Here is a 16,841-nt window from a genome sequence, read left to right on the forward strand (position 1 = left end):
GGCTCAGTTGCGCATCGCGCCAGACCACCTGCACCGGCTGGTCCAGGCCTTCCCAGACCACGCTGGTGCGCAGGATGTCATGGCGCTCGACCACGCTCTGCAGGGCCTCGGCGAAACCGCCCAGGCGCTCGCGGTTGTCGAAAGCGAACAGCACCTGCAAGACATAGGGATCACCCTCATGGGCCGCCAGGTGATGGTAGAGAATACCTTCCTGCAACGGCGCCAGGGCGTAGATGTCCTGCACGTTGGCCACGCCGCCCGGCACGCTGGCGATAATCCGCTCGATGGCCGCCTGGTCCAGATCGGCCAGGGGCAGCATGTCCGGAGTAATCCGCTCGCAGCCCGGGACGATCAGGTTGTCCGGTACCCGCACATCCTGATGTCCACCCACCGCCGCGGCCAACGCCGCCAGGGTCGGCTGGCTGAACAGCACCCGCACATCGGCGGCCAGCCCGACCTGGCGCATGCGCTCGATCAGCTTCACCGCCAACAGCGAATGCCCGCCCAGCTCGAAGAAGTGGTCATGGCGACCGACCTGCGGCAACTGTAGCAAGGCCTGCCAAATCTGCGCGATGGCAATCTCCACGCCCCCCTCGGGTGCCGCGTAGTCACGCCGCACCAGGGCTTGCGCATCCGGCGCCGGCAGCGCCTGGCGATTCAGCTTGCCATTGGTGGTCAACGGGAAGGTTTCCAGGGTCACGAAGGCGCTGGGTACCATGTAGTCGGCCAGCGACAGCAACAACCGCGCACGCAGTTCGGCGGCCACCACGACCTGTCCTGGCGCGGCGATCACGTAGGCCACCAGGCGCTTGTCTCCCGGTTCGTCCTCGCGGGCCAGCACCACCGCCTCACGGACCGTTTCGCAGGCCGTCAGTGCCGCTTCGATTTCTCCCAGCTCGATACGGAAACCACGAATCTTCACCTGATCGTCGTTACGGCCCAGGTAGTCGAGACTGCCATCGGCCATCCAGCGCCCCAAATCGCCAGTCTTGTAAAGCCGCGCCTGGGGCTCCTTGCTGAAGGGGTTCGGCAGGAAGCGCTCGGCCGTCAACTCATCACGATTCAGATAGCCCCGCGCGACCCCGGCACCGCCAACATACAGTTCGCCGACCGCACCCACCGGCACCGGTTCGCGCCGGCTGTCGAGCACGTACAATTGCAAATCGGGAATCCGCACGCCGATGGGGCTCACGCCCGACCGCTGCGCATCCGCCGCCACCAACGGGCAGTAGGTCACATGCACCGTGGTTTCGGTGATGCCATACATGTTCACCAGTTGCGTGCCGGCGTTGGCCACCCGGGCGTACCACGGTTTGAGCATGCCGGTCTCCAGGGCTTCGCCACCGAAGATCACCTGGCGCAGAGAATGACGCAGGTCGCTCTCGCCTTGGGCATTGAGCAACTGACGGAATGCGCTCGGGGTCTGGTTGAGTACCGTCACCCCGGCGTCGCACAGCAGCGCGTAGCATTCTTGCGGCGAGCGGCTGACCAACTGCGGCACCACCAGCAACCGTCCGCCATGCAGCAGCGCGCCCCAGATTTCCCAGACCGAGAAGTCGAAGGCAAATGAGTGGAACAATGCCCAGACATCCTGCTCATTGAACTCGAACCAACCCTGGGTGGCCGAGAACAGCCGCGCGACATTGCGGTGCTCGACCATCACGCCCTTGGGCAGGCCAGTGGAGCCCGAGGTATAGATCACATAGGCCAGGTGATGCGGGCTGAGCCCGCCCAGCCGCGGATTGCTGCTCGGCCGAGCCTGCAGCGCCGGGCCGCGCAGATCCACCCGGGGACCGTCGAAGCCGCCCAGCAACGCAAGACCGGCGGCATCGGCCAGCACCGCCACCGGGCTGCTGTCCTGCAACTGGTAGGTAATACGCTCGAGCGGATAGGCCGGATCGATCGGCACATAGCCGGCACCGGACTTGAGGATCCCCAGCAGGCCGACAATCATCTCCAGGCCACGCTCGACACAGATCGCCACCCGGTCATCCGGCCGCACGCCCAGTGCCAACAAGTGATGGGCGACCTGGTTGGCGCGGGCATTCAGCTCGCCATAGGTCAGCGTGCGCGCCTCATATTGCACTGCCACGGCCTCCGGTTGCGCCACCGCCCAAGCTTCGAAGGTGCGGTGAATCAGGGCGTCATCGGCATACAGCGCATGGGGGGTGTTCCAGCTTTCGAGCAATTGCTGGCGCTCGCTCGCCGGCAGGATATTCACCCCGCCCAGCGCTGCTTGCGGTGAATGCTCCAGCGCCTGCACCAGATTTTCCAGGGCGCAGTGCATATAGCCACAGATTCGCCCGGCGCCGATCTGCCCTTCGGCCATGACGGTCAGGTTGAACCCCTCGCCGAGGTCGTCCACCGACAGGGTCAACGGGTAGTTGGTGCGCTCTTCGCCGTCCAGCGTCTGGATCCCTTCCCAGGCAGCCAGCGTCTGCTCGGTCACGGGGGCGCCGCCGAGCTGCCGATAATTGAGCAAGGAGCTGAACAGCGGCGTCGCGGCGGCCACGCCGCTGCAGCGCTGCGCCAACACCAGCGACGCGTGTTCGTGGGCCAACAGTCCACTGAGTCGGGCATGGGTGGCCTGCAAGCCACTGCGCACACCCTGTGCTCCCAGCGTAACCCGCAGCGGCAAGGTGTTGATGAACATGCCCAGGGCCCGGTCGGCCCCGGCGCCGCCCTGCAGGCGACCGAGCAACACGGTACCGAAGACCACGTCATCCTTGCCCGACACCGCCCCCAGCACCCGGGCCCAGGCCAGATGATAGAGGCTCGCGGCGCTCACCCCGAGCTGACGGGCCTGCAACCGCAGGCGCCGGCTCAAATCGCCGTCCACTACCTGGCGGACCTCCTCGATACCCTGCCCGTCACCCTGCACGTCCCGCAGGCCGAATGGCAGTGTCGGTTCCTCGATGTCGCCGAGCATCTCGCGGAAGAACGCTTCGTGTTCCTCGCGGCTGACGCCCAACCAGGCCTGGGCGACGTAATTGCGATAAGGCACCGAGGCCGGCAGCGAGCCCTGCAGGCCCAGCATATGCGCCTCGATTTCGCCGCAGAGGATACGCAGCGAGGTGGCGTCGTCCACCAGGTGATGGAACAGCAGCATGCCGACCCAGCGATTGTTCGCCGGGTCCTGCGCGTAGCCGATACGCATCATCGGCGCCTGGCGAATATCCAGGCGAGTATGCCGTGGGTCGAGGCGCTCGCGCAGCTGTTCGGCGATATCGCCCTCCGATGGCTCCAGTGCAAGCTGCTCAAGACCCAGGGTCGCTTCGCGCCAGACCACTTGTACCGGGGCATCCAGGCTTTCCCAGAGTACCGCGGTACGCAGGATATCGTGCCGCGCCACCACACCTTGCAAGGCCTGGGCGAAACTGTGCAGCCGCTCGAGACTGTCGAAGGCGAACAGGACGTATTGCAGGTACGGATCACCCTCGGCAGCCGCCAGGTGGTGATACAAAATACCCTCCTGCAACGGCGCCAGGGCGTAGATATCCTGCACATTGGCCACGCCGCCAGGCACCGCCGCAACCACGCGGTCGATATCGTCCTGGCTCAGGGACACCAGCGGCAGCATATCCGGCGTAATACGTTCGCAGCCTTGTCGGATCAGGTTGGCCGGTACCACGATTTCCGTGCTGCCACCCACCGCCGCGGCCAGTGCCGACAAAGTCGGCTGGCCGAACAGCACGCGCACGTCGGCACGGAGGTCGATCTGGCGCATGCGCTCGATCAGTTTCACCGCCAGCAGCGAGTGGCCGCCCAGTTCGAAGAAGTGATCATGGCGACCGACCTGCTCCAGTTGCAACAGATCCTGCCAGATCCGTGCGATGGCGATCTCGCTGTCACCCTCGGGAGCCTCGTAGCCACGGCTGGCCACCGCCGAACGATCAGGAGCCGGCAAGGCCTTGCGGTCCAGCTTGCCGTTGGCGGTCAGTGGGAAGGCCTCGAGGCTGACAAAGGCGCTCGGCAGCATGTATTCGGCCAACGACAGGCGCAGTTGCTCGCGCAATTGCGCGGCATCCAACTCGACATCGGTCGTACCGATGACATAGGCCACCAGGCGCTTGTCGCCCGGTTCGTCCTCGCGCACCAATACCAGTGCTTCGCGGACGCCCTCGCAAGCCGCCAGCTGTGCCTGGATCTCCCCCAGCTCGATACGGAAACCGCGAATCTTCACCTGTTCGTCGTTGCGCCCCAGGTATTCCAGGCTGCCATCGGCCAGCCAGCGCCCCAGGTCGCCGGTGCGGTACATCCGCGCGTTCGCTTCGGCGCTGAACGGGTTGTCGAGGAAACGCTCGGCGCTGAGTTCGGCACGGTTCAAATAGCCCCGGGCAACCCCGGCACCGCCGACGTAAAGCTCACCCACCACGCCCACCGGTACCGGTTCACGACGGCTGTCGAGGACATAGAGCTGCAGGTCGGGGATACGCCTGCCGATCGGACTGGCGCCGACACGCTGGGCGTCTTCGGCCTGCAACGGGTAATAGGTCACATGCACCGTGGTTTCGGTGATGCCGTACATGTTCACCAACTGCGTGCCGGCGTTCACTGCCCGGGCGAACCAGGGCTTGAGCATCGCCGTTTCGAGTGCTTCACCGCCAAAAATCACCTGGCGCAACGCATGCGGCTGGCCATTTTCGCCCTGGACCGCGATCAGTTGGCGGAAGGCGCTCGGGGTCTGGTTGAGTACCGTCACCCCAGCATTGCACAGCAGCGCGTAACACTCTTCGGGCGAGCGGCTGACCAGTTGCGGCACAATCAGCAAGCGCCCGCCATGCAGCAGCGCGCCCCAGATTTCCCAGACCGAGAAGTCGAAGGCGAACGAGTGGAACAGCGCCCAGACATCCTGTTCGCCAAAGCCGAACCAGTCTTCGGTGGCCGAGAACAGCCGCGCGACGTTGCGGTGTTCGACCATCACGCCCTTGGGCAGGCCGGTGGAACCGGAGGTGTAGATCACATAGGCCAGGTGCGAAGCCGTCAGCCCTGGCACCTGCGGATTCTGGACGGATTCGTCCCGCAGATCCGCATCATCGAGATTGATCACCGGCACCCGCACCGCTGGCAAGGCTTGCTGCACCGCCCGCTGGCTCAGCAAGGCCACCGGGGCGCTGTCACCGAGGGCGTAGGCCAGGCGCTCGCGCGGATAGGCCGGGTCCAACGGCACGTAACCGGCGCCGGACTTGAGGATCCCCAGCAGGCCGATGATCATCGCCGGCCCGCGTTCGACACAGATCGCCACCCGATCATCCGGGCGCACCCCCAGGGCCAGCAGGCGATGGGCCACCTGGTTGGCGCGGGCATTGAGTTCGCCGTAGCTCAGGCTTTGTTCCTGATACACCAGCGCCACGGCTTGCGGTCGTTGTGCGGCGCGGGCTTCGAATTGCTGATGGATCAGCGCCTCGGCAGCCTGGGTCTTGCCAGGCTGGTTCCAGTGTTCGAGCAACTGCTCGCGCTCGCCGTCCGGCAAGATCGAGATCGCCTGCAACGGGCTCTGTGGCGCCTGTTCCAGGGCCTGGACCAGGCCGTCCAGCGCCGCCTGCAGGTAGCCACAAAGACGTTGCGCACCAATGCTTGCAGCTACCAACGCGGTGAAGGAGAAGCCATCGCCCAGATCATCGACGTTGACAGTCAATGGATAGTTGGTCCGTTCCTCGCCGCCCAAGGCCAGGGCCTGCATACCGTGCCAGGCCGCCAGCGTCGCGTCGGTCACGGCAACGCTGCTGTGGCGATAGTTGAGCAAGGCGCTGAACAACGGTGCCGGCGCGGCCAGGCCACTGCAACGCTGGGCCAAGGCCAGCGACGCGTGTTCATGCCCGAGCAAGGCGGTCAACCGCGCATGCGTGGCCTTGACCCCGTCGCGAACACCCTGTTCGCCCAGATCCACCCGCAGCGGCAAGGTATTGATGAACATGCCCAGGGCCCGTTCGGCGCCCTCGCCGGCCTTCATCCGGCCGAGCAGCACCGTGCCGAACACCACCTGGTCACGGCCACTGAGCCGCCCCAGCATCTGCGCAAAAGCCAGGTGCACCAGACTCGCCGCGCTGACCCCGAGCTGACGGGCCTGAGCTCGCAAGCGCTGGCTCAAGCCGCTGTCCAGCGCCAGATGGGCCTGTTCGATAGCATTGCCGTCGCCTTGCACATCCTGCAGGCCGAACGGCAAGGTCGACTCGTCGATATCGCCGAGCATTTCCTCGAAGAACGCCTCGTGGTCCTGTTCGCTCATTCCCAGGCGAGCCTGGGCGACATAGTTGCGATAGGGGACGGAGTCGCCCAGTTGATCGGCCTGACCGAGCAACCAGGCCTGCATTTCATGGCGTACCTGGTCCAGCGCGGTATGGTCGAGGACCATATGGTGGAACAGCAAGCTGGCCAACCAGCGTTGGTTGCCCGGGTCCTCGGCGCAGACCAGGCGCAGCATCGGCGCCCGGCGGATATCCAGGCGCACCTGACGGGGATCGGAGTGCGCCTGCAATTGCCGGACGATATCGCCGGCACCCGGATCCGGCTGCAGCTCCTCGATGCTCAGTTCGGCATGGCGCCAGACCACCTGCACCGGCTCGTCTAGGCTTTCCCAGTGCATTGAGGTGCGCAGGATATCGTGCCGCTCGATGACCGCTTGCAGCGCCTGGGTGAAATCGTCCAGGTGAGCGCGACTGTCAAAGGCGAAATACGCTTGCAGCACATAGGGGTCACCGCGTTCCGCGCTGAGGTGATGGTAAAGAATACCTTCCTGCAACGGCGCCAATGGATAGATGTCCTGCACGTTCGCCGCGCCGCCCGGCACCGCGGCAACGATCCGCTCGATGCTGGCCTGGTCCAGGCTGATCAGTGGAAGCATCTCGGGGGTGATCCGCCGGCAGTCCGGGGCAATACCGTTGGCCGGGACCGCCAGGTCACTGAGCGTGCCCGCGGCGGCGGCCAGCGCGGCCAGGGTCGGCTGACTGAACAGCACCCGCACATCGGCGCTCAGCCCTACCTGGCGCATGCGTTCGATCAGCGTCACCGCCAACAGCGAATGACCACCCAGTTCGAAGAAGTGATCATGCCGCCCGACCCGTCCGACCTTGAGCACGTCCGCCCAGATCGACGCCAGCTGGGTTTCCACTTCGCCTTGCGGCGCTTCGTAGCCACGGCTGATCAGCGCGTGCTCGTCCGGCGCCGGCAGGGCCTTGCGGTCCAGCTTGCCGTTGGCCGTCAGCGGCAGGCGCTCGAGGTGCACATAGGCCGTGGGCACCATGTATTCCGGCAACAGATCTTGCAGGTAGCCGTGCAGCGCCGCGACCGGGGTCGGTTCGCCCGTCGAGGCAATATAGGCCACCAGGCGTTTGTCTCCGGGGATATCCTCGCGGCACAACACCGCCGCCTCCCTGACCTCGGGATGCTCAGCCAGGCGCGCTTCGATCTCGCCCAGTTCGACCCGGAAGCCACGGATCTTCACCTGGGCGTCATTGCGCCCCAGGTATTCCAGGTTGCCGTCGGCGCGCCAGCGCACCAGGTCGCCGGTGCGGTACAGGCGTGCCCGCGGGTCGCTGTCGAACGGATCGGCAACGAATTTCTCCCGGGTCAGGTCCTCCCGGTTCAGGTACCCCTTGGCCACGCCCTGGCCGCCGATATACAACTCGCCGACCACTCCCAGCGGTACCAGTTGGCCCTGGGTATCAAGTACATAGACCTGGCTGTTGCCAACCGGCCGGCCGATGGGAATGGCAGCATCGCCAGCCGAAGTGATCTCGTAGGTCGTGGAAAAGGTCGTGGCCTCGGTCGGGCCATAGCCGTTAAGCAAATGTTCGGGCGTGCCGTCTTCCAGTACCCGGGCGATCACCGCCCGGTCCAGCACATCGCCGCCGACGATCAGGTAGCGCAGGCGCGAAAAGGCCTCGCCCAAGCCGCAAGCGTACTGATGGAACAGCCCGGCGGTCATCCACAGTACCGTCACCGACTGCGCCAGCAGCAAGGCACGGAAATCCTCCAGGCTCAGCAACACCGCCTGCTCGACCACCACCACGCAGCCGCCATTGAGCAGCGGCGCCCAGACGTCGAGGGTACTGGCATCGAACGCCGGGTTGGAGGCGAAGGCCACCCGGTCCTGGGCATTGAAGTCGGCATAGCCGTTGTTCAGCACCAGGCGGCTGATCGCTCGATGTGGCACCAGCACGCCCTTGGGGGTGCCGGTGGAACCCGAGGTGTACATGATGTAGGCCACGCTTTCGCTGGACTGCGCGCCCTCCAGGTCGGTGCCGTCCAGGCGTGTCAGGTCCAGGCGGTCGAGGTCCACGCGCGGCACGCCGGCGGCGAACGGCAGTTGGCTTTCGCTCAACAGGACGCGAGCCTGGCTGTCCTCGATCATGAAGCCCTGGCGCTCGACCGGCGCGTTGATATCCAGCGGAACATAGACCGCCGCGCACTTGAGTACCGCCAACTGGCTGACCAGCAGCCCATGGCCGCGCTCCAGCAGGATCGCCACGCTGTCGCCCGGTTGCACGCCGAGGCCACGCAGATGCCGGGCCAGGCGATTGGCCCGGGTGTTGAGCTCGGCATAGGTCAGGGACACACCATCGTGTATCGCCGCGCACGCCTCGGGACGGGCGCGGACCTGGGCCTCGAACAGGCCGTGCACGGTCTGTGTGCGTGGGTAATCGCGGGAGCTGGCATTGAACGCCACCAGCAATTGTTCGCGCTCGGCCGCCGGCAGGATCGACAGACTGCTCAGCGGCGCCTCTGGATCCTGCTCCAGCGCTTGCAGCAGATGCTCCAGCGCCGCCTCCATATAGCCACAAACCCGCATGGCCCCGATCTCGGTGCTGACCAGCACATTCAGGCTGAAGTCCTCGCCCAAGTCATCGACACTCAAGGTCAAGGGGTAGTTGGTCCGTTCTTCGCCGCCGAGCATTTCGATGCCCTGCCAAGCCTCCACGGCTTGTTCGGAAACGCTGCCGACGGCGCTATGCCGGTAGTTGAGCAAGGCACTGAACAGTGGCGTCGGCGCGGCCACCCCACTGCAACGCTGGGCCAGGGCCAAGGACGCGTGTTCGTGACCGAGCAAGGCGGTCAGCCGCGCATGGGTCGCCTTGACTCCGGCGCGCACACCCTGCTCGCCGACGGCAACCCGCAGCGGCAAGGTATTGATAAACATCCCCAACGCCCGATCGGCGCCCTCGCCGCCCTGCATACGGCCCATCAACACGGTGCCGAAGACCACATCCTGTTTGCCCGAAACCTGGCCCAGTACCCGGGCCCAGGCCAGGTGATGCAGGCTGGCGGCGCTTACCCCCAATTGCCGTGCCCGAGCCCGCAGGCGCAGGCTCAAGGCCGACGGCAAGGTCCGAGTGGCTTCCTCGATGGCGTGACCGTCGCCCTGCACATCCTGCAAACCGAACGGCAGCGTCGGCTCGTCGATATCGCCAAGCATGTCGCGGAAAAATGCTTCGTGAGCGGCCTGACTCACGCCCAGGCGCGTCTGGGCCACATAGTTGCGATACGGCACCGGGCTGTCCAACTGCGCGGCCTGCCCCAGCAGGTGCGCCTGGATTTCGTCGCGCACCACCTCCAGGGCGGTATGGTCCAGGGCCATATGGTGGAAGCGCAGCATCGCCACCCAGCGCTGTTCGGCTTCGTCCTCGGCAAACACCAGTTGCATCAGCGGCGCCCGGCTCACATCCAGGCGCGAGTGATGGGTATCGAAACGCGCCTTGAGCTGGCTCGCCACGTCACCGGCGCGGGGGGCCAGCGACAGGGCTTCGCAATGCAGCCGGGCCTGGCGCCAAACCACCTGGACCGGCTCGTCCAGGCCTTGCCAGAGCACCGCGCTGCGCAGGATGTCATGGCGCTCGATCACCTGTTGCAGTGCCTGGGCAAAAGCGTCCAGGCGCTGGCGGTCCGGCACCGTGAACAGGGCATGCAGCACGTAGGGGTCACCTGTCGCGGACGCCAGATGGTGATAGAGAATCCCTTCCTGCAACGGTGCCAGCGGGTAGATATCCTGCACATTGGCTACGCCACCCGGCACATTTGCCACCACCAGGTCGATCTGCGCCTGGGTCAGGCTGACCAGTGGCAGCAGGTCCGGGGTGATCTGTTCGCAACCTTGTGCAATCAGGTTGACCGGCACGCTGATTTCATGGCCGCCACCCACGGCGGCGGCCAGCGCGGCCAGGGTTGGCTGACCGAACAATACCCGCACATCGGCGCTCAATCCGGCTTGGCGCATCCGCTCGATCAGGCTCACGGCCAGCAACGAATGGCCGCCCAGTTCGAAGAAATGGTCGTGACGACCGACCTGTGCGACACCCAGCAGTTCTTGCCAGATAGCGGCGAGCTGGGTTTCGACTTCACCTTGCGGGGCCTCGTAGCCACGGCGTACCAGTGCATCGCTGTCCGGGGCCGGCAGGGCTTTGCGGTCCAGCTTGCCGTTCGGGGTCAGCGGCAGCGCGTCGAGCTGCATGTAGGCCACCGGGACCATATAGGCTGGCAATTGCTCCTGCAGCCAGTTGCGCAGGCTGTCGATAGCCGGCGCGGCTTCCGTGGATTGGACGGTGTAATAGGCCACCAGGCGTTTGTCGCCCGGGATGTCCTCACGGGCCGTGACCACGGCTTCGTGGATGGCCGGGTGTTTGGCCAGGCGGGCGTCGATTTCCCCCAGTTCGATACGGAAACCGCGAATCTTCACCTGGTCGTCGTTGCGACCCAGGTATTCGATATTGCCGTCCTCCAGATAACGACCGAGGTCGCCGGTGCGGTACATGCGGGCCGAGCTGTCCGGGCTGAACGGGTCCTTGAGGAAGCGTTCGGCGGTCAGGTCATCGCGGTTCAGGTAGCCTCGGGCCACGCCCGCGCCGCCGATGTAGATTTCACCCGGGACGCCCAGTGGGACGGGTTGTTGTTGCTCGTCCAACAGGTAGAACTGGGTGTTGCCAACTGGTTTGCCGATGTGAGGGGCGAAGCCCTCCTCGCGGTCCATCGCTACCCAGCTGGAGTAGGTGGTGGTTTCCGAAGGGCCGTAGAGGTTGCACAGGCGTTGGACGGCGGTTTTCTCGAACAGGGTTTCCACCAGGCTGCGCTTGAGGGCTTCGCCAGCGACGTTGACCGTGTGCACCGATTTCGGCAGGCCGTCGACTTCCAGCAGGGCCTTGAGGGCCGAGGGGACGGTGTTGATCAGGCCGATATCGTGTTCGCCGTGTTGCAGTTCCAGGACGTTCTTCACCACCTCGATGCTGCCGCCGGAGGTCAAGGGCGCGAAGCACTCGTAGACCGCCAGGTCGAAGTTCAGCGAAGTCGAGAACAACGTCTTGCTCAAGGCCGAATTAGATTGCCTGTGATCCAGCAGCCCCGCGTTATCGTGGAGGCCATTGAAAGCGGCATGGGCCCAGGTCAGGAAGTTCACCGTGTTGCGGTGTTCGATCATCACGCCCTTGGGCAAGCCGGTCGAACCGGAGGTGTAGATCAAGTACGCCAGGTGCGCCGAGGTCAGCCCCGGCACCTCTGGATTCCGGACGGATTCGTCCTGCCAAGTGCCTCGGTCGAGGTTGATCACGGGTACCGAAACGCCCGCCAACAGGTCCTGGGTCGCGGTCTGTGCGAGAACAGCCGCCGGAGCACTGTCCTGCAACATATAGGCAATCCGCTCCACCGGATAAGCCGGGTCCAACGGTACATAACCGCCGCCCGCCTTGAGGATCGCCAGCAAGCCGACGACCATCTCGGTACCACGCTCAACACAGATCCCTACCCGCGAATCCGGCAACACACCCTGCTTGCGCAAGGCATGCGCCAGGCGGTTGGCCTGCTCGTTGAGTTCCCGATAACTCAGGCGCTGCCCACCATGCACTACCGCCAACGCATCCGGGGTACGCTCAACCTGCGCCTCGAACAAGCCATGAATGGTCTGCTCTTGCGGATACTCCAGTGCCGTAGCGTTGAACCCCACCAGCAACTGCTCACGCTCAGCCGTTGGCAAGATCGACAGCCCTTGCAGCGACGCTTGCGGTGTCTGCTCCAGGGCCATCACCAGATGCTCCAGCGCCGTCTGCATATAGCCGCAGACCCGCCGCGCACCAATCGCGGTAGCCACCAGAACCGTCAGGTTGAGACCATCGCCCAGATCATCGACGTTCAAGGTCAACGGGTAGTTGGTCCGCTCTTCGCCACTGAGGGCATGGATACCCTGCCAAGCCTGTACGGCCTGTTCGGAAACACTGCCGACAGCACTGTGCCGGTAGTTGAGCAAGGCGCTGAACAGTGGCGTCGGCGCGACCACCCCGCTGCAGCGCTGGGCCAGGGCCAGGGAAGCATGTTCGTGCCCCAGTAATGCGGTCAGCCGCGCATGGGTCGCCTTGACCCCGGCGCGCACGCCCTGCCCGCCGACGGCAACCCGCAGCGGCAAGGTATTGATAAACATCCCCAACGCCCGGTCGGCACCCTCGCCGCCCTGCATCCGGCCCATCAACACGGTGCCGAACACCACATCCCGGCGCCCCGAGACCTTGCCCAGCACCTGGGCCCAGGCCAGGTGCACCAGGCTGGCGACGCTCACCCCCAGTTGTCGGGCCTGGGCGCGCAGGCGCAGGTCGAGCTCGCGCGCCAGCGCCTGACCGGCTTCCTCGATATCACGACCATCACCCTGTACATCCTGCAGGCCGAACGGCAAGGTCGGCTCTTCCACCTCACCGAGCATGTCACGGAAAAACGCTTCGTGATCGGCCTGGCTCACGCCCAGGCGTGCCTGGGCCACATAGTTGCGATACGGCACCGGTGCCGACAAGGCCGCGGTTTCGCCAAGCAGCCAGGCCTGCATTTCGTGCTGCACCACCTCCATCGCCATATGGTCCAGGGCCATGTGATGGAACAGCAGCATCGCGCTGATCCGCTGGTTGCGTGGATCTTCGGCATAAGCCAGGCGCATCAAGGGTGCCTGGGTCACGTCCAGGCGATAGTGACGCGGGTCGAAACGACTATGCAATTGCACACCCATTTCGCCGGCCTGCGGATCGAGTTCGAGCGCTTCAAGATGCAACCGCGCCTGACGCCAGACCACTTGCACGGGCGAATCGAGGCCTTCCCAGACCACCCCGGTGCGCAGGATGTCATGGCGATCGATGACCATCTGCAGGGCCTGGACAAAGGACTCCAGGCGCTCGCGGTTATCGAAGGCGAACTGGGTCTGCAACACATAGGGGTCGCCGGCCCGGGCCGCCAGGTGGTGATAGAGAATCCCTTCCTGCAACGGCGCCAGCGGGTAGATATCCTGCACATTGGCCGTACCGCCCGGCACGCTCGCCACCACCCGGTCGATCTGCGCCTGGGTCAGTTTGGCCAGTGGCAGCAGGTCCGGGGTGATCCGCTCGCAACCTCGCGCGATCAGGTTGGCCGGCACACTGATTTCACGGCCGCCGCCCACGGCGGCGGCCAGCGCGGCCAAGGTCGGCTGGCTGAACAGCACGCGCACGTCGGCACTCAGGCCCAACTGGCGCATGCGTTCGATCAGACTCACCGCCAGCAACGAGTGGCCGCCCAATTCGAAGAAATGATCGTGGCGTCCGATCCGTTCGACCTTCAGCAACTCGCTCCACAACCGCGCCAGGGTGATTTCCAGCTCGCCCTCGGGTGCCTGGAATTCACGGCTGGCATAGGCCTCGGCATCCGGCGTCGGCAAGGCCCGGCGATCCAGCTTGCCGTTGGCGGTCAGGGGGAACGCCCCGAGGACCACGAAGGCGCTCGGCACCATGTATTCGGCCAGGGACGCCGCCAGTTCGCGACGCAATTGCGTTACCGACAAGGCACGCTCATCCTCGCCGACCAGGTAGGCCACCAGACGTTTGTGTCCAGGCTCGTCCTGACGGGCCAGCACCACGGCTTCCCTGACACCCGGGCAAGCGCACAGGCGTGCTTCGATTTCCCCCAGTTCGATACGGAAACCGCGAATCTTCACCTGATCGTCGTTACGCCCCAGGTACTCGACAACCCCATCCATGGTCCAGCGCGCAAGGTCACCGGTACGGTACAACAGTGCCCCGGCCTCGGCGGTGAAGGGGTCGGCGACGAACTGCGTGGCATTCAGTTCCGGGCGGTTCAAATACCCCTTGGCCACGCCCTGCCCGCCGATATACAACTCGCCGGCCACGCCCACCGCCACCGGTTGACGCAAGGCATCAAGGACATACACCTGGCTGTTGCCAATCGGCCGGCCGATGGGAATGCCGCCGTTGCCGACCACGGTGATTTCATAGGTCGTGGAAAAGGTGGTGGCCTCGGTCGGGCCATAGCCGTTGAGCAGATGTTCAGGGGCGCCCTCTTCCAGCACCCGAGCGATCACTGCCGGGTCCAGAACATCGCCGCCGACGATCAGATAACGCAACTGGCCGAAAGCCTGCATCAGGCCCCCGGCATATTGATGGAACAGGCCCGCGGTCATCCACAACACGCTGACCGACTGCGCCAGCAACAGCGCGCGGAACGCCTCCAGGGACAGCAATACCGACTGTTCGACCACCACCACGCAACCGCCGTTGAGCAGCGGCGCCCAGATATCCAGGGTGCTGGCATCGAAAGCCGGGTTGGAGGCGAAGGCCACGCGGTCACCGGCATTGAAGTCGGCATAGCCGTTGTTGATCACCAGGCGACTGACCGCCCGGTGCGGCACCAAGACCCCTTTGGGCGTACCGGTGGAGCCGGAGGTGTACATGATATAGGCCACCGACTCGGCGTCCGCGGCCAGTGCCGGATCAGCTGTGACGGCGTCCAGCGCCAGGTGGTCCAGGTCAAGCCGCTGGATGCCTTCGGGCACCCGGTTGCCACTCAGGGTCAACAGCAGCCGCGCGGCGCTGTCTTGCAGCATGAATGCCTGGCGTTCGGCCGGAGCGTTGATATCCAGCGGCACATAGGCCGCGCCACACTTGATGATCGCCAACTGCCCGGCCAGCAGGTCGAGTGAGCGCTCCAGCAGCAGCGCCACTCGCGCGCCCGGCTGCACACCGAGGTCAAGCAGGTGTTGGGCCAGGGCGTTGGCCCGATTGTTGAGTTGCCGGTAGGTCAGGCTCTGCTCATTCTGGACTGCGGCGAGCGCGTCGGGCCGCGCCGCCACCTGCTGTTCGAACAACGCTTGCAGGCTGCTATGTCGCGGGTAGTCGCGCGCGGTGGCGTTGAAACCGTGCAGCACTCGCTGGCGCTCGACCGGCGAGAGGATCTCCAAATGCTGCAATGGCGTTTGTGGCTGCTGCTCCAGGGCCTCGACCAAGGCACCAAGGGCCGCCAGCATATAATCGCCGACGCGCTGGGCACCGATCTCCACCAGGGCCTGGACCGCCAGGCTGAAATCCTCGCCCAGGTCATCCACCGACAGGGTGATCGGATAGGTACTCCGTTCTTCACCGCCCAGGCTCCGCAAGCCGGACCAGGCCCGGGCGGTCTCGACCGAAACCAGCGCCTCGCTGCCGCTATGGCGGTAGTTGAGCAGCGAACTGAACAGCGGCGCCGGCGCGGCCACGCCGCTGCAGCGTTGGGCCAGCGCCAGGGACGCATGCTCGTGGCCGAGCAACGCGGTCAGACGCGCATGGGTGGTCTTGACCCCCTCGCGGACCCCGTGCCCTTCGAGCTTGACCCGCAGCGGCAAGGTATTGATGAACATGCCCAGGGCCCGGTCGGCACCCTCGCCGCCCTGCATCCGGCCCATCAGCACGGTACCGAAGACCACGTCCGACTTGCCCGACAGCGCGCCAACAACCCGCGCCCAGGCCAGGTGATGCAGGCTCGCGGCACTGACGCCCAACTGCCGGGCCTGGATCCGCAGGCGCTGGCTCAAGTCGGTAGCGATGGGCAGGTGGACCTCTTCGATCAGCGCATCGCTGCCCGGGGTTCCGACCACGCCAAACGGCAGCGTCGGCTCATCGACATCCGCCAGCATGTCGCGGAAAAAGCCTTCATGGACATCAGCACCGATACCGAGCCGGACCTGTGCCACATAGTTGCGATAGGGCACCGCTTCGGGCAAGGCGTGACCTTCACCGAGCAGATAGGCCTGCATTTCGTACTTCACCAGCTCCAGCGCCGCATGGTCAATGGCGATGTGATGGAACAGCAGCATCGCGACCCAGCGCGCGTTGACCCGGTCCTCGGCGCACACCAGGCGCATCAGCGGGGCCTGGCGCAGGTCGAGACGATAGTGCCGGGAATCGAAACGTTCACGCAGTTGGGTTTCAATATCACCGTCGGCGGGCGCCAGCTCGAACTCATCCACCGCCAGCGTCGCCTCGCGCAACACTACCTGCACCGGTTCGTCGAGACCTTCCCAGACCATGGCCGTGCGCAGGATGTCGTGACGCTCGATCACCGCTTGCAGGGCTTGGGCGAAATCGTCGACACGCTCGCGGCTCACGGCCCCGAACAACGCCCGCAACACATAGGGATCACCCTGCCCGGCAGCCAGGTGATGGTAGAGAATCCCTTCCTGCAGGGGCGCCAGCGGGTAGATATCCTGCACATTGCCGGCACCGCCCGGGACCACGTCGACGATCCGGTCGATCGCGGCCTGGCTGAGGTTGGCCAACGGCAGCATATCCGCGGTTATGCGAAACGCCGGGCTCAACCAGTCACCACCGTTTCGAGCCACCAGCTTGAGCAGTTCCGCCTTGTGCACGCCGAGACTGTCGAGTATGGCGCTATCAAGGCCCTCATCGTCACCGAGAATCACCAGATCGTCTTCTTCCTGCTGAAGACGGATCGCGTGCGTGGAAAGAACTGCCATCAATTCGCTGAAGTGCATCGAATAACCTGCTGTTTATCATTTCGGAAAGGGTTGTCGACCCAAAGGTTCGGCGTCGGAGACAGCGTTTCGCGCGATAAAA

Annotated in this window: 1 protein-coding gene (only partly in view); it reads right to left on the reverse strand. The window is 65.1% G+C overall.

Annotated elements, in window-relative coordinates:
- On the reverse strand, positions 1-16,759 hold the 5' portion of the coding sequence (locus PFEN_RS19880) for a non-ribosomal peptide synthetase (protein ID WP_191488513.1). 14,237 nt of this gene lie to the left of the window's left edge; only the first 16,759 of its 30,996 coding nucleotides appear in the window; it begins with the start codon at positions 16,757-16,759; its stop codon lies beyond the left edge, outside the window.
- Positions 16,760-16,841 lie beyond the last annotated feature (82 nt).

The sequence above is a fragment of the Pseudomonas sp. FEN genome (genome assembly GCF_904067045.1).
Lineage (GTDB): Bacteria > Pseudomonadota > Gammaproteobacteria > Pseudomonadales > Pseudomonadaceae > Aquipseudomonas.